Source organism: Aquimarina addita, assembly GCF_039539305.1.
Lineage (GTDB): Bacteria > Bacteroidota > Bacteroidia > Flavobacteriales > Flavobacteriaceae > Aquimarina > Aquimarina addita.
In genome coordinates this window covers 23,028-44,535 of sequence record NZ_BAABCW010000010.1, presented here as the reverse complement: position 1 = coordinate 44,535, position 21,508 = coordinate 23,028, and the positions used below count along the sequence as shown (strand labels likewise).

The window sequence follows — 21,508 nt, the reverse complement described above, 5'->3', positions numbered from 1 at the left end:
AAAAGCAACTCCAAACAAATATGTTTTGTACTACTTTATGATCTATCCATGTATCAAATTTTGACATATGTTATTCTTAAATTTTAAACCCAAAATACGTTTTAAATATAAAGGATACTTTTTTAAATGATGAAAGGTACTTTTTTTTACTTGAACAGTCTTTTTTTAGTGATGACCCAATAAAGTTAACTTCATCATGTTAGAAAACCACTTCATCATTTTTCTTTTTCATACTAGGATTTTAGTAACACTTTTGAAGTGTACATTATAAAAATCAAATCATTATGAAATCATTGACATCAATAGTATATAGTTTATTATTTGTTATTACAAGTGCTTCTTATGCGCAATCCTTACAAAATCAACTAGATAAATACAACCCCTATTTGGAAGAATTACATCAGGGAATTGGAATTTTAATACACAAAAATGGTGAAACTACTACTGCTAATATTGGCAATTATAATTTTAACCAGCATACCGTTTTTAATATTGGTAGTGCTACAAAAAAAATGACAGCTATTTTAATTTTAAAAGAAGTGGAAAAAGGAACCTTACAACTTTCTGATTCTATTGGTACCTTCTTACAGCCTATTAAAAATGTGAATGGGCGTTTAACAATAGAAACATTATTGCGTCATAGAAGTGGTTTAGGCGAAATTGTTGGAGAGAATTATGAGAACAACTTTTATGCTAAAAGTGATAGCTTGTATAATGGTAATTTCTTAAACAAAATACCTAAAAACAATCCTGATAAGGTTGGTAAATTTGATTATTGTAATACCAATTTCATTTTATTAGGGCATGTCTTAGAAAAGGTAACCGATAAAAGTTATTTTAATTTACTGCAAGAGTACATCTTTACGCCTTGTAATATGACAGCATCATATCCCTATGTTTCTAAAAACCTTGCAAACCTAGCAACGCCTATTCATAAAAAAGAAGATGTTACTCCATATTTAGATTATAGATTCTTTGCCAAATTTGCTTATGCAGCAGGTAGCATTGCCTCAACATTACACGATATGGCTAAATTTTATCATCATCTATTTCAACAAAAAACATTGCTTTCTGATACTTCATTACAACAGCTAATTTCTTTTGATGATGCCTCCTGTGGTCTGGGTATGAGAAAATTTAAAAGTGGCTATATTGGTCACGGTGGGAATAATATAGGTTACTCTTTTAAAGAATATTATAATCCTGAGAATCAAAACTTAGCCTTATTCTTCAGTAACGGTATTTCTATTCCTTTTGGGAAAATGATAAAAAATGAACTGCTAAACTTCCTTGAAGGAAAACCGACTACTTATTCATTTGACAAAAACATCACTACTAATTTTGAACATGTTATAGGGAAATATCTTTTTGATTCGAATGGAATGAAAATGGACATAGAAATTTTAGAGAGTAACAAACAATTGTACTTGTCAGCTCAGGGTGCTAAGGTTATTTTAATTAGTAAAGAAAAAAACAAACTCTATAATGGGGGTTTTGGTGTAGAATTAGAAGTAAATCCAGAAAATCCAAATGAATTAATTTTCAGACAAAATGGTTTAGAAGCTATTATTAACCGTGTAATCTCTGAAAATTAATAACATGAAATTAGAGATTCAGAATATATCTAAAAGATACAGTTCAAATATATACGGAATTAGCGATTTTTCTATAACTATAGAAAAAGGAATTTTAGGCTTATTAGGTCCTAATGGGGCAGGAAAATCTACATTGTTAAAAATGATTGCCACAGTAAACAAACCTACCAAAGGCATTATTTGCTTAAACAAAAATAATATTGTTAAAGATCCTAATTATATGAGAAAGCAACTAGGGTTTTTGCCACAAGATTTTGGTATTTATCCAAACTTAAACGCCTATGAATTTTTAACATATATAGCAGCAATGAAAGGGGTTGGTGGTCATAATTTGAAACCTAGAATTACGCATTTACTAAAAGGTTTAAACTTAATTGATGCTGCTAAAAAACCAATAGGAACCTATTCTGGAGGAATGAAACAACGTGTGGGGATTGCACAAGTATTATTAAACAATCCTACAATTGTAATTTTTGACGAACCTACAGTAGGCTTAGATCCAGAAGAACGGGTTCGGTTTAGAAACTTAATTTCTGACTTGGCAAACGACTGCATTGTAATTTTATCATCACACATCGTCTCCGATATAGATACAATTGCAGATAGAGTTGCCATTATGAAGAACGGAACACTCATTACTCACGGAAATCAGGAAAATATTATACAAAAGGTAAGAAATAAGGTGTTTGAAACCACTATAAAAAAGGAGCAGTTATCTATTTTTAAAACAGAACAACTCGTAGTAAGTACTTCTCGTAAAAAGAATCAATTAATTGTTAGGTACATAGCTGATAACCCTATTGATAATTCCTTTGAAAAAGAAGCAAATTTAGAAGATGCCTATTTATACTTAACTAAAATGAATTAGTTGTTTCTCCTTATAACCCAGAACCATAAAACTATGAATACTTTTTTTACCATCATAAAACTAGATTACTTACAACGTACTAGAAGTTATGCGTTTTTAATTACGCTTTGCTTAAGTGTAGCTATTGCATACACTTTTGTGCCAGAGCCAAATGCAAGTTACTCCACCATTAGAATTGCAAATTATATAGGTTATTATAATGCCGCCTGGTTTGGTTATGTAACCGCTATTATGACCAGTATATTTTTATCATTAATTGGATTTTACTTAGTAAATAGTGGAATAAAAACGGATATTGACACAAGAGTTGGTCAGATTATATCCACAACAAAAATTAAAAATTTTGCTTATTTACTTTCTAAGATGTTAAGCAATTTTTTATTGTTACTCACTATTGTAGTAATCGTTTTTTTTATGAGTATTATGCTGTTTTTCCTATATAATGATGGCTATTCATTTGAATTATTTCAATTTATAAAGCCATACGTACTTATTACGATTCCTGCTATATTTTTTATTTCTGCACTTGCTGTTGTTTTTGAAATCTTTTTAAGAAAATACTCAGTAATACAAAATGTTATATTTTTCTTTATTTTTTCATTTCTAATGGTATTTTCTCCTAAAACTGAAGGAGAATTTGCACTTGATATTTTTGGAAGTAAAATTGTTATACAACAATTAGAGGAAAGTGTTAGGAAACTCACAAATGAAGATAAAAATACTGATTTGTCTATAGGTTATGTAGTAGGAAATGTTAGAAAAGCAACAAAATTTGAATTTAACGGAGTTACTTTTCCGACTTCTTTTATACTAAGTCGTTTTCTTTGGATTGCTTTAGGTATTTTATTAATATTCATCACTTCTTTTTTGTTTCATAGGTTTAACGTAAAGCAGCCTATAAAGATTAAAAAAACATCAAGTTTTAATGATCAACAACAAAGAATGAATGAAATTAGTTTGTCAAATGTACCTGAATCCCAATTGGATTATAGCATTATTCCTTTACTAAAAATTGAATTTTTATTACTATTTAGAAAAGGAAAAAAATGGTTGTGGATATTAAATATTGTGGGGATGGTGCTACTTGCAGTACTTCCTATAAAAATGGCACATCAAATAATATTACCTGTTTTGTGGTTTTTACAAGTTAGCAGGTTATCAGATATAACTTCAAAAGAGGTCATAAACAATGTATACTATTTTGTGTATACATCAAATAGACCAATTAGTAGATTGCTGTTTTCGCAGATATTTTCTGGCATCTTGTTAATATTACTATTGGCTTTTCCTTTAATAATTAGGTTAGGTATATCATTTAACTATATAGCGATTCTTTCCATACTAGTGGGAAGTGCTTTTATCACTTTACTCGCTATAACACTTGGTATATTATCAAAAGGAAAAAAACTTTTTGAAGTATTTTTTTTTCTGATTACGTATGCAAACATTAATGGAATTATTTTTGCGGACTATTTTGGTAGTTTTAGTCATAATCCATTCTACATCATACAGCTTGCAGTAGTGGTCATACTTTTAACCCTGATTAGTATATATGGTAAGAGATATCTATTAGGTAAGTAACTATTTTTTAGTACAAGCAGGTGATTCTCTCCTACTATTTGATCAATAAGCGTAGGAACACGTTGATATATACAAAGTGTTCCTTTAACCTTATTGTGATACAAATAAACTATTGCGAATTTATAAACTTAATTATATATTGAATATCATAATAATAATACTAGAAAGTATGCTCGCAATAAGAATATTGAAACTCCATTTTGCTTTTTGTTGAGAAAGAATAGCTGCATTGTATGTCATACACATACAGGTTATTATAAATAATTGAAACATTTCTAAAAACGAATTTCCGTTCATCAATGTAAACATAACAGCTACCGATCCTAAACAACTTTGACCAATGATTGCCAAAGCTTCTACATAATTAATCTCATCAAAACTAATTTTGATAATTTTTTTATTATTTTTCACAAAAATAAATCTCTGTTTTTCTGCTTTTACAATTGATATACTCTCTGTATTTATTTCTGAGGTTTTCTGTACTTTATTTACAGCTTGTAAAAAACGCTCCAGAGAAAAAGGTTTTAATAAGTAATCTGTTACTGCAAGTTCAAATCCTTCAATAGCATATTCCGGATATGCAGTGGTGGTGATTACGTCAGGTTTTTGTTGTATTGTTTTTAGTAAACTTAACCCTGAAAGTTTGGGCATATTAATATCTAAAAACAAAATATCTATTGATTTTTCTTGTAAAATTTGAAGAACTTCAAAGGTATTTTTACAAGAAGCAATAATTTCTAAATTTGGTAGAGAATCAATATAATTTTCTAAGATTTGCCTTGCTATTGGCTCATAGACTTCATAATCATAAAACCAGGAATTAATGTAAATACAATTAGCTTTAGAATAAAAACAACACAAACCGAATATAATTTCTTCTAAAAAGTGGTAAAATAAAATAATTGCTAATATAGATTGAATAAGTAATGATCAAAACAAATAGTAACAAAAGCTATTTATAATCGAACTTGTATTAAGAAAAGGCACCCTTAGATACGCTCTGGTCAGCACTTAAAGCAAATGTTGATAATTAAAATACACTTTCGAGATAAATAAAAGATGGAAGTACTTTTACATTTACATATATTTCAAAGCCGTTAGGCATTTTATATTGTTATATAATTCAAATTGAACTAACTGAATACCTGGAACAGTTTTATGAATTACATTTCTACATTTAACTATCATTATCTGTACTAGAATTACCTTGCAAACCCTTCCCGTATCCATCTATTAATAAAAGGAGCAGTCAAGGCAGGGTTCCAATTTGCACGTGATTGTAAATATAACTGATCAATAAATTTCTGTTTCGTATTGCCTAAACCCAAAGTCGAAGTATACATCTCAATATCCCTCTCCGGATTAGCCCATATATCTGTATCAAAGACCTCGGCATCATTTTCTATTTCTTCTAACCAAGTATCAAAATTCTGCCAAACTTCTTCTACACCAAACCATTCTTGAACTCTTGAGCTGTTGTAAAAATTACCAGAAAAGAAAAAGCCATCTTGATTATTAAAAGTGATCAATCCAGAGGATTCACTATTATGAAGATAGTTTTCTGTAATATCGATATTCGTCGCATTACCAGATCCATTTGCTATTAATAATCCTCGATTTTTATCAGAAGCACCAGATAAACCGTAAATAATATTTTTAGAAACAAATACATCTCGCATGGCAGTAGAAGAACTAAGCGCAATTCCATACGTAGAGGTAACCTGATCGTTTTCTTGATGTAATATAAGATTCTCACTTATAGTTCCACCATCCCAGTCACTTGCTGAAATATTCCAAGCTAAATTTCTATTGGTTGGTCGACTTTCACCTACATTCAGTAAGACATTATTACTAATAAGAATGTCTTTGAATCGATATGCACCTGGATTATTACCTCCCATACTTATGCCCAATTCGCCGTCAATGAATAAATTGTCTATTATTGCAATATCTTGAGCAGAAGATTCGCCATTATTTGCAGTCCATTTTGTTCCTATCGATGAAGCTCTTAAGAAGATATTACCATAAAACAATACGCCTTTTGCATTTGCAAAGTAGGTGTTATGATTAAAATAAGTTGCTTGTCCATCTGTGGCATCTTGTCCTGGACTATAACTTTGTAAACGCCATCCATTATGATCAAAGATATTTTCTTCTAATAAAACAGATGTGCCTCCACTGGCGCCCTCGCCATTATAATAAATACCTTGAGAATGCCCTTGCCCATTTGTTGCATAATTTCTAGAAATAATATTTCTTCTCATTACAAACTTATCAAAAGGTAGCCTTGTGGCATCTGTAGCTCCTGTTAATACATTATTTTTATAAGATCGAAACATGCAATCTTCTATTAATACATTTTCTATAGCTGCGTCATCCCGTGTGTAAAAATTAAAACCATCACTTCCTTCTTGATTTTCAAAATAAGGACCTTCATCATCTCTGGTATGTGCCCAGAATTTAATACCTGATATTATTGTGTTACTGATTTGCTTATTTAAAATTCCTCTACCATCCCCAGTCCGTAATAAAGGTCTTGAACCTGAACCATAAGCTGCGTAGATACTACGCTCTTCATTCGATCTCCCACGCGTCACGGTAAGACCTACATCCCAAACACCACCCGCAGCAAGCAACATAATATCTGGTGCATCATTACGCATATTACTTTTTGCTGCATCTATAGATGCAAAAGGTTTTATACTTGTTGTAGGCATTAGCATATTTTGACCTATCTCTTGTGCATTAGAATCATAGACTTCTCCTGTAGTATCGTTTCCAGAATTACTATCAACATATACTATTTTACTATCAGAACTTGGTGTCAATATAGTAAAGCCATCTGAATTTTGAGACGGTAAGTCAAAATCATTTGTAGTTATAAAGGATGCTATAACGGTTGAAGGTTCTTCCTCTTCTTGATCTACGGTCTGCGGTGAATCGGAAGTTTCAGATTCTGTATCTTTAGAGCATGAGCCCATAGAAACAAATAAAATAAAAATTAAATTGTATAGATGATTTTTAGTCAATATCATAATATTTGTACCATTAATAATACAATCTGATAAACTTAAAATATATTATTTGTCTTTTACTAAAAACATGGCTATTTAACATAAAATTCTAATTACTAGATAGAAAGCTTAAATAAAAGTAAACATTAGTCATTCCAAACACTAAAATTATTCATTTAAATTCGGCAGAACAATTACAATAAATTTTGTAACCCATAAAACATATTATTGAACTCGAAATAGTAAATATACAATAACCTTACCTTTACCTTTTTCATAGGAAAACTTGGAGAAGATATCTTTTTAAGTTTACTTGCAATTGATTTTTACAAAGTCTAAAATGATGCTATTATGTATGCTATGTCGAATGCAAAGTATTTTTTCTTTATCCTTTTATTAAGTGCCTGTCAGTCTAAGATTCATAACTTGAATGTTAACGACAATGATTTAAAATTAGTTAATGAAATTATGCTGTATAAAGAAGAACCTTTTTCAGGAATACTTTTTTCCAAGACTGATACACTTACTATCTATAAAGCAACTTATGAAAATGGAAAAAAACATGGCAAAGAACAAAAATTCTTTTACAATGGCAGTTTAGCAGAATCGGGATTTTATACAGGTGGTAATAAATCCGGAACACATCTGGCTTGGTGGAACAAAAATCAACTAAAATCCGAATATCATTATGATGATACTGGTAATTTTATAGGAGTGCAACAAGAATGGTTTGGCAACGGACAACTATCAAAAGAATTTCACTATAATGAATATGGTGAAGAAGATGGCACCCAAAAATTATGGAATTTTGCTGGTAAAATAAGAGCAAACTATACTGTTATAGCGGGTAAGCGCTATGGATTAACTCCCTCAGAGGGATGTAAATCTATTACAGAAATTCAATAAGAAAAATATCAAAAACTTCTTCAAAACTGTTATTTCTATTTTTTATCGCTTTCAATATCTATTACTGAATTACGAGTACCTATAAGTAGTATAATAAATTCTGTAATTGACTAATTCATCTGATTTTCTCTTTTTATTATACTAAAAATTTATTTATTATTTTTCGTTACAAAAACACATATAAAAATAGTTTGTAATAGTTTGGTTTACGTCCCTATTATAAAGGCAATCTACCTCCTAAAGGCGTTATATTCTTATCCATTTTATAGCTGAATTTTGGTCAACCAATCTTAAAAAAACAGGATTAAAATTTTGTTAAAATTTAACATTTGGATAATAAATACATAAATATCAGTTATTATTTAGATAATAATTAATTCACACAAAAGTCTAAAATTAAAATTAACCAACATGAGAAGAGAAAAACTCAAAGATGAAATCTTATTGGGTAAGCATTACTCTGTAAAAGAATTGACATTGCGAATATTGGTTTGCGCAGTCCTTGTACTGGCGCCGATTCAATACGCTTTTACCCACGGTACCGTAACATACCCACCCAGCCGTGTATGGGTATGTTTTCAGGAAAATCCTGAAAGTCCTGACTCGCCCGCTTGTGAGGCCGCAATTATTGGTTGGGGTACCCAAGCCTTTTATGATTGGAGTGAAGTTGCTCGAATGGATGCCGGAGGAATGCATCAAGCAATTATCCAAGATGGAAATCTGGCCAGTGCAGGAAGACCTGACAAGTTTGGAGGACTGGATCAAACAAGAGATGACTGGGTAGCCACTGAGGTTGAGGCTGGTCCGTTTCAAATTACCTGGACAAATTCAGCTCCACACGTAACATTATATTATGATGTTTATATTACTAAAGCAGACTGGACGCCAGACCAACCCCTTACTTGGGATAGTTTAGAACGTCTTGTACGTACAGACCCAAGACCTGCTGCTGCAACTGATATAATCGATGTGGTATTACCTCCTAGAACAGGTAAGCATGTTATTTATAGTGTATGGCAACGATCACGAACTCCAGAAGCTTTTTACTCTACGAGTGATGTTGATTTTGGTACAGCTGGTTTGGAACCAACTGCACCAGTAGCTTCTTTTACAAGTGAAAATGATAACAGATGTGGTGGTCCAATTGTACATTTTGATGCATCTGGTTCATCAGATGCCAATGGAGATGAACTTACTTATTCTTGGGATTTTGGTGATGGTACTACTGGAGAAGGCGTAGAAGTTTCTCACACATACACTGACTTAACGAATGCAACAGTAACATTAACCGTGAGCGATAATCAATTCAGTAGTGGTACAGTAGCAAGTGTAAATCTAATAAGAGACCCCGATTGTAACGAAATTGTTTGTCCTTATGACACCCCTAGAGAATCTCCTCTTCCTACGATCCAAGGATCTTACAGAGGTATCTTTGTAGTTGGTGAAAATGGACCTGTTTTAGATAATCATAAAATTGATATCAATTGGAACTTAACTAATAATGGGTTATATCAATTCTCAATTCAAAGTTTTGGAGGTGCAAGTGTTTGGACTAATCTGATACCTAATTTAACTCAAAACTTTAACCAAGCAAATCCGCAAGTAACGATTACAGGTACTAGTTATGAAGGATTGAACGGATCATATTATGTATCTGTAGATGGAGATAATTTTATAATGGTCTCAACAACAGGTGATTTTACAATATACCTAAGTGAGTTAGCATCAGATCCAGCTCCAGATTGTGGTGATGAAACTCCTATTGTAACTGATGGTGGAACATTATCTGGCGGGCCTTTTGTGTTTACCGTTGGCGATGGGATCCCTGATTATGCTACAGACGTTACTTTATCAGGAAATGTTGGAGATAATTCTCAATATATCATTACAGATAGTTCTGGAGGTATTTTAGGATTACCAACAGCAGTAGAGGATACTGATTTTGATGGTACTGGTGAAGGTAGATGCTTTATTTATCATGTAAGTTATAATGGAACTATTACCGGATTAGTCGTTGGAGGAACTCTTTCAACATTAAGCGGAGATTTTGATATTTCAAATTCAATTGATGTCACTAGAAATATTAATGGTGGAGTTATTGAAAATGTGGTTTACGACGAGGATATAGATGGTAATTTATCTACCGATAATTTGGTACCTACCTTAATCGAATTAGCTGGTGGTGATAATCGTGTCATTTCTGGTCAAACCGGAACTGTAGATCAAGCTAACTTCTTTACATTCGAGATTCCTGATGGATATCAGTTATCAGAACTCATAGTTGACCGTTACAGCGGTGCAGATGATATAGGTTTTATAGGAATCGATGAAGGTGAGATCATTAGTGGTCAGCCTGCTAATAATGCTCCTTCCAGACTTATAGGAGGATTAAGTTATGGAACCGCAAATGTAGGTACTAATATACTTCCTGCTATGGGTGATTTAGATAACCCAGCGGCTCCTTTTGTATCTGGTTTTGGTTTTACACCACCATTACCTTCTGGAACATACACAGTATGGTTAAATCAAACCGGTGGTTCTTCATCAACGATCTTAAATTTTGTATTAACACCAACAACTGCCATTGAAGTCGATGGAGGTATTGTAAGTGGAGGTCCTTTTGAATTTACGGTTGGAGATGGTATTGCAGATAATGTATCTGGTGTTTCTGTTTCAGGAAATATTGGAACAACTTCACAATGGGTAGTTACTGATGATTCAGGAAATATTCTTGGTTTACCTATTACTATAGAATCTGTTGATTTTGATGGTACTGGAGTTGGAACTTGTTTTATTTACCATTTAAGTTATAATGAAACCATTACTGGACTGGAAACAAACAATAATCTTTCTGTATTGACCGGAGATTATGATCTTTCTAATAAAATTGATGTTGTTAGAACAACTGATACAGGTAACCCAAATGGTAGTGATTGTACTTTTGGAACACCATTAAGTACACCTTTACCTTCAACTGATTATGCACCTTATCAAAACATATATGTGTTAGGAACTGGTGGTCCTAATCTTGATAATATTACCAAGTTTGTGGTAAACTGGAATTTAGATAATAACGGTTTATACCAATTTTCTTTTAATCTGAGTACTGCTCCTTGGTATGTTAATTTTTCTGATAGTGTCCAAAATTTCGGTCAAGCTAATCCTACGATTACATTAACCGGAACAGGAATCGATGGCTTAGATGGTACATACTCCGCAGCAGTAGACGGAGAAAATTTTGCACTAGTGGGAGATGGATATACTATTTATTTTAGTAATTCAGGAACAGCACCTGATTGCGACTCTTCAGAAGATAAAGCAAATAATGGAGGTAAACTTTCTTTTACCATGTTCCCGAACCCTGCGACAACAAGTTTCACGGTACGCAACATCACTGATTTAAAGGATAATGTGATTACAATATATAATCTTGCTGGAAAAAAGATAAAATCTTTAACAGTGAAGGAAAGCACATCTAATACAACTATAGATATTTCTGGAATGGTACCTGGTTTATATATGGTAAAAGTGTTAGGTTCATCTGGTGATAGTCCTCCGCTAAAATTAATTGTAAAATAACAGAACCCTGTTTGAAGAATAATTCAAACTTAACCTAGAAAGTACGATTAGCTTTTGCAATCTCTTTCTTTAATAAAAAAGCAACCTTCTAAATTTTAGAAGGTTGTTTTTTATTTAGATCAGATCTTCTGTATTGTAGAAGCAATAAATTAAGACTATATCTATATCGTGCAATTATATGTTACGGTCAGAACTGACTAATAAAATTTTTACATTCATTTAATTTGTAATTAAAAACTGAAAGAGTGTAAAAATAAAAAGACTGCCTAAATTACCTTTTTAGACAGCCTCCTTTTTAATGCATACTATTCTTCACTTTTTATTATCTAACAATTAATTTTTTAGAAATTGTGGTATCACCTCGAGATTCAATTTTTACAACATAAATCCCGGAACTAAGTGATAAGTTATTAGCAGAGAAATTATTTACTCCAGAATATAATCCCGCTTCATATTTTTTCTGTCCTAGAAGTGTAAAAATACGAACCTTAATTTCTTCAGTACCTTTAGAATTTACATACAGAGAAAATTGATCATTTGTTGGATTAGGAGTCATTGTAATAGCACCTATCCCTTCTTCTTCATTACCCATTAATGCTTCTTTATCAGATAAATTGGCGATTACTTCTTTTGCTGTCAATGAACCATTACAAGATCCTTCATAAACTTTGACATTAGAGAACAATGAGTTGTTTCCTGACCCTGTATCATTATCATTTATAAATACAAGTCTGTCAGTTGCTCCTATATAAAAGTTTCCTACAGGTATTGTGTATGTTTTTGTAGCACTACCTGTATAATCATCAAAATTTGTAATTCCATAATTTTGAGTACCGTGTACTTTAAAGTAATACGTAGAAGTTAATGTATTATCATCTTCGAAGCCCACTCCATGAATTTCTCCTTGAGAAGTACTGGTAAAATCAAACTGTAAAATGGTATTGGCAGTTACATTATAATTAAATGGAATTTGCTTCCAGGTATTATTACGTAAGATCAAACCTGCCCCGCTATTTGCAATTTCAAAAGTACCATCAGCATCCTGATTAGAAAATGATGTAATTGCAGTAGTACCGAAATCTATCTGATCACAATCACCACTAGGAGGAGTTCCTGTAGTATTAGAAATGCTAAGCGCATCAATTGCTATATCACCTTGCCAGCTCGTACCAGAAACAGCATTAATTCTTAATTGCACACTAGATTCTCCTGCATAGGCAGAAAGTGCGATATCTGCTTGATTCCATCCGGTACCCTGTACACCAGTTCTACTAAAAACTGACGTCCAGTTTCCTGTATTATTAGTTCTTGCTTCTACTGATAAGTTACCTACGGCATTACCAATCATATGGTAGCTAAATTGAAGTCTGGGCGAAGCTATTGTGCTTAAGTTAATACAAGGAGAATTTAAAATTCCTTGTTTATTAGGAAATCCTTGTCCATCACCAGAAACCTCTAAATAAATATATGAATTACCATCCACTGCTGCAGAGGGTCCTGTTCCACTAGAAGGTGTCCCATTCGCATTGACTATCCAATTTAAATCATCGCTTGTTGCTTGTTCCCAGGCTCCTGTATTTCCTTCAAAACTTTCGCTGTAAGGAAAAGAAGATATATTTCCTGAACAAGTATCGTCTGTAGGTGGTGGAGTGGTTGAACCTATTTCACCATCGATATCAAATCGAGAAAAGAAATTCCAAATTTCCTGAGATGTATTCACATTTCCACCTACCCAGCTATGTCCTTTTCCTTGCACTCTAATAAATTCTGCAGTTACACCGTTATCTCCATTATCCCAGATAGATCGTGTAGATCCACCACCTAGCTGAATAACTTCTGGTGTGGAGTCTCCATTGTTTACAGCTGACCAATATTCCATAACATCTTGTATCGACTCATTACTTCCATTACCATTAATAGAAATAACATTGTCACTAGTACCTGTAATTTGTAAAACAGCAGTGGGATGTTGCGGTTGACATTGACCACTACTTATCCAACCTCTTGTCATACTGCCTGCAACAGAAGCTACAGCAGCAATTCTCGAGCTTAATTCGCATGCTAATCTATAGCTAAAAAATCCACCGTTGGAAAATCCAGTTGCATAAATACGTTTATCATTAATATTATAGTCTTCTTTTATTTTATCAATTAGTGCATCTGAAAATCCTAGATCATCTTCATTACCACCAAAACTATTATTTATAGACCATCCTGAAAAAAAGCCGCCTAAGCCTTGAGGAGTTGCGAATATAAATTGATTGTCTTCTGCTAATTGTCTAAAATCACTTTGATTATACTGAATGTCAATTGTATTGGTAAAGCCGTGATAATTTAAAATTAATGGTGATGGATTACTTGCATCATAACTTTGAGGAATGTAAAGACGATATTGTCTTGTCCTGCCATCTTGTTGTATAGTTGCATTAATCACCTGTTGTCCATACATAGTCACGGTGGTGATCAATGTAATGGCAAAAAGCCATAAAAATCTTTTTGCAAATGTTTGTTGAGTTTGTTGAGTTTTCATTTTAAAGTTTTAAGATTTATTAATGCGTGAAAAATAGTATGCATGAATACTATTTTTGCAATATTCGTAAAAAAATAGCACTTAACAGATTATTTAATATAATAAATAACATATTTTGGAATTAATCACAATAAATTATATAAAATAGTAGAAGATAATAATCCGTATAAAATTTTGTGTGTAGGTAGTTCAAAGGTCATATTTGCAATTGATCAGGTTCTTTAAACCTTAATTTTACTTTATAAATAAGTATACTTTTCTATTCCATTTTTCTATTCTACGAACCCAGAAATAATAAATACATCTATTTATTTGATTTCTAGGTAGTATATTTGTCCTGTTATGAATACTAAATTAGTATAACCTACAATACAACTAACCTCTTAAATAGCTATCGCTTTTCACTCTATGCCTTTTAAAAAATTACATGCTGATATCCAGGAGAAACTAGCGCATCTGGAAATAGTAACTCCAACTCCATTTCAAAGTAAAAGTATTCCAGTAATTAAAAGTGGGGCTAATGTCTTCTGTACTGCATCAAAGAATGTTGGAAAGACCACAACTCTTATACTTACCACTTTACATAAATTAAAATGTGAGGCAGTTGGAAATGCTCCAAGAGCCATCGTTCTTGTAGAAAACACAGAACGTGCATTAGAGACTTTTAATGCTTTTTTAACCTACACTAAGCACACTTCATTACGTGTATATGTAGGACATGAAAAACTTCATATTGATGTTCAAAAATCAGAGATATTTGAAGGAGTAGATATTCTTATTTCAACACCTGCCGAAATGAAAAAATTAATATTGTCAAATGGTGTTAGTACCTCGCAATTAAAGATTTTTAGTATCGATGATGCTGAGTTTCTAATTCAGAATTCCGCATATATTGCTTTAATTTCAATTACTCAAAGTATTAAAAAGTGTCAATTTGTGTTATATTCAGAAAAAATGCATCCTAAATTAAAACGTTTTGAATCTTATTTTATGGAATACTCTAAGACTATTGCTATGTAGCTTATTATGTTTTTCAATATCTACTGTTATTAAAAGTTAAGTTTCTAATGCTATTAATAGGGTTGTGTATTCCTTTTCTGATTTTTATCCAACCATTGTACGTAATTTATTACTTTTTGTAGTGTCTTACTATCTCCATTTGTATGGTTTATGGCGATGCTACAATTATATTTTGGAAAATGCATAAAAATTGTTTCCCAGAAGCCTGCGTGTAAAAAAGCTTCTACATCTGATGTTTTACTTCTGATATTTCCAAAACCTAATCGGTATTCTGGCAACTCTCCTTTTACCTTTGGTATAAAATCTTTTTGTAATAACATCACAGGTAACGTATTCTTATTCTCATAAATAGAACCATTAAAAAGACCCTGAAGAAAAATACAGAGATCTCTTGTGGTAGATGATAAACCACCACCACCATAAAGGTCCACAGAATTATCCCAGTCTGAAGCATCTATATTTCCTAAATATCGTTTTACCGAAGGCAATAAACCTACAGGACGATTTTCTAGACTTTCTAACCAGGTAGCATTCATTTCTAATGCATCAAATTTTAGAAGTGTCCGTAAGCCTTCTGCGAGCCCCTTTTGAGTTATATTTTCAATAATTTCTCCTAGTAATATATAACCAGTATCACTGTAGTGATGCTCTTTTCCGGCAAGGGCAAGTGGTTTACCATAATCCATAGCAAATTGAATTTGCTCAGTACGCGTCCATCTTTTCTTTGGGGATTTACTTGCCATCTCGATATAATCTGGCCCTCCTTCTGCATAATCATATAGACCACTGGTATGCATCATACAATGCTTTAAGGTAATAGTACCAGGAAGATATCCTCCTTTTTCTAATATGGAAATATGTTTTTCTGAAATATAAGAAGTTATAGGGTCATTAATATCTAATAATCCTTGCTCTTGTAATCTTAAAATTGCTGATGCTACAAAAGTTTTTGTTAAACTCGCAATTCTAAAAGGTTGTTCTGCTTTTAGGGTCGTATTCTTATCTTTACTGTCATAACCAGCTGCTCCAGAAAAGTCAAGACCCAATTCTGGTGAAATAACAGTCAGCGAAATTCCTGCCGTCTCATTCTGGGGGGTATTAACTTCTTCCTGAAGTATACGATTAAAATTAACTTCAGGATTGATATCATAAACTTCTTCAATTTTAGAAGTTTTACATCCTGTAACTAGTAATGCAATAAAAAGAATTCTATAAATCATTTTTTTTTTGCAAAGAATGTGTTTTTTTTTAATATGTCATTGTAAAAATTCGTCAGGAATAATCTGGCCTTACCTGTATAAATGCTGGATTTTGTAATAATTGAGAAGGTGTAAATGAGGTATACCTTTTTATATCCTTAATAAAATGGCTTTGGTCATAGTATCCGTACTTTTCTATATAATATTGCCAATCTAAGTGCTGAGACGTATATAATTCTCTGACAGCAAGCTTATAACGCTGTAAAGATTGAAATTTTTTTGGTGTCAATCCAGTATCTTTTTTAAAATACCGTTCCATAGTAGAATAAGAATATTTTGTAGCTTCCATAATTGTTTTCAGATCAAGTTCTGAGCTGATTTCTTGAGACATTTCAAGAATAAAACCTTCATGTTCCTTTTTATATCTTTCCAGAAACCACGCATCTAATAGCGTAACAATTTCTTTTGATGATTGTTTAGCTAGGTGTTTAATAAAAGAATCTATATTCACTTTAAAAATATCTTCTACTAACACTACAGAATTAGACATTAACTCAGTTGATCGATAGTTAAGAAAAGGTAATAAAGACGAAAGTCCTCTGGATTTAAATTTAACGATAATACATCTTTTAAGGTGCGTTAAATCGATCACTAGATCTTTATGAATAAAACAAAAAAGCAAACTTTTATTAGAGATATGATGTTTTTCCAAGTAATGAATCTCATAATGCCCTTCTAAAACAATGATCATATCTGGTGTTACCCCTGGATATGCATGCATTCTAAAACCTCCCTGAGATAGTAAAAAGATATCATTAATAATCCAATAATGATCAATATGATTCGCTATTTCAGTAATTTGTGGTTTAAAAAGCATACAACTATTTAGAATTATTTTAATCGATAGAATTCTCCAAAGCTCTTTTAGGGTGTAAATTATAAACTCAGTATACAAAACGTTTTACTTCCTGTAGTAAAGCAATCTTGTTTCTCATACTTCTTACCCTTAGACTGTAGAGTTCATTGATAATTTAATTTCATAACAATATTAAAGGTACAAAATGATGTTATGATTCATTTTCTTATTTTATAAAAAGCCAAAAACAAGTTTACTACAAAAATTTGTAATTACCCTTCTCTTCGCAAAACTTCTAAAGGAGAACTTCTCAACACTGTCTGAATATTACTTAAACCAATACTAACAACCAATAACGTAATTCCTGGTAAAAACACTATAAAAGGAATGATAGAAGGTACAAACGATTCTTTAAACACAAAAACTGCTAAACACGCACTACTTATTAAAGCTAACAAAATTCCTACAAAACTACCAAGAAAGCCTAAAAACAGATATTCGAAAGCTGAAATTTCTAATATTTGCTTATTTTTTGCACCAAGAGTACGTAATAATACACTTTCTTTAATACGTTGGTATTTACTAGTTCTCACAGAACCTATTAATACAATAATCCCCGTGAGGATACTAAAAAACGCCATAAAATTAATGATCCAGGATACTTTTTCCAGAATATCTTCGACCAGCGTATATACTTGTCGTAAATCAATTACGGTTACATTAGGAAAATTGGCAACCAAATCACGTTGTAATTTTGCCGAACTCTCAGCATCCGAAACATTTGTTGTTAAAACATTAAACTGAGGTGCCTGTTCCAGCACTCCTTTTGGAAAAACAATAGAGAAATTTAGCTGTAATTGCCCCCAGTCTACCTTTCTAATACTCCCTACAGTAGTTTTCATTAGTACCCCCTGTACATTAAAAGTAATAGGATCACCGACAGTTACATTAGCATCTGATGCCAAATTATCTGATATAGAAATGACTACAGGATCTCCTGACTTTTGTGCTGATGTCCATACTCCTTCTATTAATTCTTCTGATGCAATAAGTGTATCGCGATAGGTAGTTCTGAATTCATGTTGTAAGATCCAACCTCGTATTTGACGTGTAGTATCCTGACGTAATTCATTCACCAATCTTCCATTGATACTATGCATTCGCATGGTAACTAGCGGAATATTATTAATGACTGGTAAGTTTTTTTCTTCTATGTTTTGCGCTACTGCATCCCGTTGTTCTGTTTGTACATCTAATACGATAATATTACTGGTTGCAGACGTCTGCCCTATTGCCGTTTTTGATAGTAAAATATCTTTTGTAAAATACAGTGTACTAATTAAAAATGTACCCAGACCAATAGCTACAATTAAAACAACGGTCTGATTATTAGGCCTGAATAAATTTAGTAAACTTTGTCTCTTGGTAAACCCCCAGCGTTTTGGGAAAAATTTTCTAATCATTTTTATAACAAACAAAGCAACACCCCCTAAAATTGCAAAAGTTACTATTGTTGCTGCAACAAAAATCAGCGCATATACTGTATCTTTAATAAGCCAAAGTGAAAATAAAAACAGAAAAACTAAAATAGTTGTAAATACCAGAAATCGCACTTTTTTAGGTTCTTTAGATAACTGATTATCAATACGTAATACTGCTAAGGGCGACACGTACCAGGTTCTTAACAATGGTAGTAGAGCAAAAAGTACAGACATAAAAAAGCCTAGAAATATTCCAATAAAAATAGGTTGAAATGAAATCGTTATTTCTACAGGAAATGGCAGAAAATCTTTTAATAAAAACGGAAATAATTCCTGAAGCCCCACACCAATAAGAGAACCTATGATACCGCCAATAATTCCAATACCAGAGATCTGAATAAGAAAAATGAGAAAGCTTTGTAGTCTTGATGCTCCCATACATTTTAAGATAGCAATAGCTTTTAATTTTTCTTTAATATAAATATGAACAGAACTAGCTATACCAATACAACCTAACAATAAAGCAATAAAAGCTGCCAGATTTAAGAACTTACCTACATTTTCATACCGTCGTCCTAATCTTCTGCTTGTACTGATGTGGGTATCTAAATCGGCATTTTCTATATCAAGTAAAGGGTCTATGGTATCTTCGAGTACCTTTAAATCTAAAGAAGCCGACGTCTTGTAGTAATACAAGTATTCTCTTCGACTTCCAAATTGGATGAGTTTTGTTGCTTCAATATATTGAAGTGGAATCACTACCGGTGGCGCTACTGAAGATGAAAAAGCTGAACTACCCGGAATTGATTTTAATGCACCAGCAATGGGAAGTGTTATTTCACCTATTTTTATAGAATCCCCTGGTTTTATATCAAACTGAAGTAATAAAGTAGCATCTACTAATGCTCCTCCTGATTCCTGATATATCCCTGCAGCAGTACCCGGTTGCGTATTTATCATACCATAAAAAGGAAAACCTCCTTCTATGCCACGGACTTTTACCAATTTAGAACCTCCATTTTTTGGAAAAGCAATCATAGAGACAAAGTTGATCTCTGATGCATCTGGCTGTAATGAATCTATAATCGCTTTAGCACGTTCTGTAGGAATTTGTCTGGTATCAATTCTATAATCTGCACCCATCAGCGTTTTAGATTGTCGCTGTATATTGTCTCTAAGGTTAGTGCTAAACAACTGTATAGAAACTACCGCGGCAATGCCTAATATAATAGAAGCCATAAATAACAGTAAACGTATACTACTTGCTTTAGCATCACGCCAAGCCATCTTACAAAGCCATTTTACGCGTAGGGTCATGTTAGTATTGGATCTATTCACAATGTTGTGGTACGTTGATTTGTTACTATCTTCCCTCCTTTTAATCTTAATATTTGCTGTGTACGATTGGCTAATTCCAGATCATGTGAGATAATGACTAAGGTGGTTCCGGCTTCTTGATTGAGTTCTAATAATAATTGAATTACTTTTTCTCCAGTTTCATCATCTAAATTTCCTGTAGGTTCATCGGCAAATAAGATTGAAGGTTTGTTAGCAAAGGCTCTGGCTAAAGCAACTCTTTGTTGTTCTCCTCCAGAAAGTTGAGAAGGATAATGATGCATGCGATTTGCTAAACCAACTTTTTCTAACAAAATCATACTATCCTTAACAGCATTTTTGGCTCCTTGTAATTCCAGAGGAACACTTACATTTTCTAAAGCAGTAAGGGTTGGTAATAATTGAAAATTTTGAAAAATAAATCCAACTTCTTTATTTCTTAACTGTGCACGTTGGTCTTCATTCAAATCATTTAGATTTTGTCCACATAATTCTACACTGCCTGTATTAGGTTGATCTAATCCGGCACATAAACCTAATAACGTAGTTTTTCCACTACCCGAAGGACCCACGATAGAAAATGTTTGTCCTTTATCCACATCAAAAGATATATTATATAAGACCGTTAATTGTTTGTTACCGCTGGTATATGTTTTTTCCAACCCGGTAATCTTTAATATCTTTGACATATTAATTTTAATTTAGAAGACACCTTATGTCTATTAATCAAAGTAAGCGATTGCAATTAAATCTACCAACAGTAGAAGTATCTAAATTCTTAAAGTTTTGTTATTTTATAATAGCCTTAGCATTGTTTGCTTGTGGTGAAGATACATCTAAAAGCACCAAACAAAATAAACAATCCACTGCAGAGATTGAAGAAACGAAAGTGTCTACTGCTGCTTCTAAAATAATTCTATGTTTTGGTGATAGCATTACCGCTGGATATGGTCTTGATGATACTAATGATGCCTATCCTGCTATTCTACAACAAAAGATTGATTCATTAGCCCTAAACTATACGGTTATTAATTCTGGTGTAAGTGGAGAAACCACTGCTGGTGGTAAAAGTAGAATTGATTGGGTCATTAAACAAGATGTAAGCGTTTTTTTATTAGAGCTGGGAGCTAATGATGGTTTACGAGGAGTGCCTATATCTGAAACCCGTGCCAATCTGCAAGCAATTATAGATATAGTTCAAACTAAGAGTCCGGAAACTACTATTATTCTGGCAGGTATGGAATTACCTCCCAATCTGGGACAAGTCTATACAAAAGAGTTTAGACAGATGTATCCTGATCTGGCTAAGAAAAATAATCTGAAACTGATTCCTTTTATTTTAAAAGACGTGGGAGGAATTGCTGCACTCAATCAAAGTGACGGAATTCACCCTACGGCAGAAGGTCATAAAATAGTTGCCAATACCGTCTGGGAATTATTAAAAACAACGATAATACTATAATAACTAACTAAGAATCTAAAAGACTCTTTGTTAAAACTAAAAAAGACGTTTAAAATTAAACGTCTTTTTTGATCCTACTTTT

General features: G+C 32.5%; 14 protein-coding genes. 7 read left to right on the top strand and 7 right to left on the bottom strand.

Annotated features, from left to right (window positions below):
- Window positions 1-284: 284 nt before the first annotated feature.
- From ABD816_RS12910 to ABD816_RS12900, 3 genes are read left to right on the top strand one after another with little or no spacing between them, the layout of a single operon-like run.
- Window positions 285-1,595 carry a serine hydrolase domain-containing protein gene (locus ABD816_RS12910; RefSeq protein WP_344927955.1) on the top strand — a complete coding sequence of 437 codons (1,311 nt, stop codon included), beginning with the start codon at window positions 285-287 and terminating at the stop codon, window positions 1,593-1,595.
- A 4-nt stretch (window positions 1,596-1,599) separates the two neighbouring features.
- Entirely contained in the window at window positions 1,600-2,463 is an 864-nt protein-coding gene (locus ABD816_RS12905) for an ABC transporter ATP-binding protein (protein ID WP_344927953.1), read from the top strand.
- A gap of 33 nt (window positions 2,464-2,496) precedes the next feature.
- The gene (locus ABD816_RS12900) at window positions 2,497-4,044 is read left to right on the top strand and encodes an ABC transporter permease (protein ID WP_344927951.1); all 1,548 of its coding nucleotides are present in this window, start codon (window positions 2,497-2,499) and stop codon (window positions 4,042-4,044) included.
- A 132-nt stretch (window positions 4,045-4,176) separates the two neighbouring features.
- On the opposite strand, the gene ABD816_RS12895 is transcribed toward ABD816_RS12900, so the two are convergent.
- Together ABD816_RS12895 and ABD816_RS12890 are read right to left on the bottom strand one after the other, a co-directional pair.
- The gene (locus ABD816_RS12895) at window positions 4,177-4,905 is read right to left on the bottom strand and encodes a LytR/AlgR family response regulator transcription factor (protein WP_344927950.1); all 729 of its coding nucleotides are present in this window, start codon (window positions 4,903-4,905) and stop codon (window positions 4,177-4,179) included.
- Between the two features lie 341 nt (window positions 4,906-5,246).
- On the bottom strand, window positions 5,247-7,079 hold the full coding sequence (locus tag ABD816_RS12890; RefSeq protein ID WP_344927948.1) for a hypothetical protein: 1,833 nt from the start codon (window positions 7,077-7,079) through the stop codon (window positions 5,247-5,249).
- 405 nt (window positions 7,080-7,484) lie between these two features.
- Here ABD816_RS12890 and ABD816_RS12885 point away from each other — a divergent pair, with 405 nt between their 5' ends.
- Complete coding sequence (locus ABD816_RS12885) at window positions 7,485-7,964, top strand: toxin-antitoxin system YwqK family antitoxin (RefSeq protein ID WP_344927947.1); 480 nt, start codon at window positions 7,485-7,487, stop codon at window positions 7,962-7,964.
- 411 nt (window positions 7,965-8,375) lie between these two features.
- On the top strand, window positions 8,376-11,543 hold the full coding sequence (locus tag ABD816_RS12880) for a lytic polysaccharide monooxygenase (RefSeq protein ID WP_344927945.1): 3,168 nt from the start codon (window positions 8,376-8,378) through the stop codon (window positions 11,541-11,543).
- Between the two features lie 322 nt (window positions 11,544-11,865).
- Here the strand turns inward: ABD816_RS12880 and ABD816_RS12875 are convergent, their stop codons facing one another.
- Window positions 11,866-14,073 (bottom strand): T9SS type A sorting domain-containing protein, encoded by a 2,208-nt coding sequence (locus ABD816_RS12875; protein ID WP_344927944.1) that lies wholly within the window; start codon window positions 14,071-14,073, stop codon window positions 11,866-11,868.
- Between the two features lie 408 nt (window positions 14,074-14,481).
- On the opposite strand from ABD816_RS12875, the gene ABD816_RS12870 reads away from it, so the two are divergent.
- Window positions 14,482-15,093 (top strand): DEAD/DEAH box helicase, encoded by a 612-nt coding sequence (locus tag ABD816_RS12870; RefSeq protein WP_344927941.1) that lies wholly within the window; start codon window positions 14,482-14,484, stop codon window positions 15,091-15,093.
- 53 nt (window positions 15,094-15,146) lie between these two features.
- Here the strand turns inward: ABD816_RS12870 and ABD816_RS12865 are convergent, their stop codons facing one another.
- The 4 genes from ABD816_RS12865 to ABD816_RS12850 form a co-directional block, all read right to left on the bottom strand.
- Entirely contained in the window at window positions 15,147-16,313 is a 1,167-nt protein-coding gene (locus ABD816_RS12865; protein ID WP_344927939.1) for a serine hydrolase domain-containing protein, read from the bottom strand.
- 52 nt (window positions 16,314-16,365) lie between these two features.
- Window positions 16,366-17,169, bottom strand: a complete 804-nt coding sequence (locus ABD816_RS12860; RefSeq protein ID WP_344927937.1) for a helix-turn-helix domain-containing protein — start codon at window positions 17,167-17,169, stop codon at window positions 16,366-16,368.
- 251 nt (window positions 17,170-17,420) lie between these two features.
- Entirely contained in the window at window positions 17,421-19,916 is a 2,496-nt protein-coding gene (locus tag ABD816_RS12855) for an ABC transporter permease (RefSeq protein ID WP_344927936.1), read from the bottom strand.
- Between the two features lie 47 nt (window positions 19,917-19,963).
- Entirely contained in the window at window positions 19,964-20,653 is a 690-nt protein-coding gene (locus ABD816_RS12850; protein ID WP_344927934.1) for an ABC transporter ATP-binding protein, read from the bottom strand.
- 26 nt (window positions 20,654-20,679) lie between these two features.
- On the opposite strand from ABD816_RS12850, the gene ABD816_RS12845 reads away from it, so the two are divergent.
- Window positions 20,680-21,426 (top strand): arylesterase, encoded by a 747-nt coding sequence (locus ABD816_RS12845; protein WP_344927932.1) that lies wholly within the window; start codon window positions 20,680-20,682, stop codon window positions 21,424-21,426.
- Window positions 21,427-21,508: the final 82 nt, after the last annotated feature.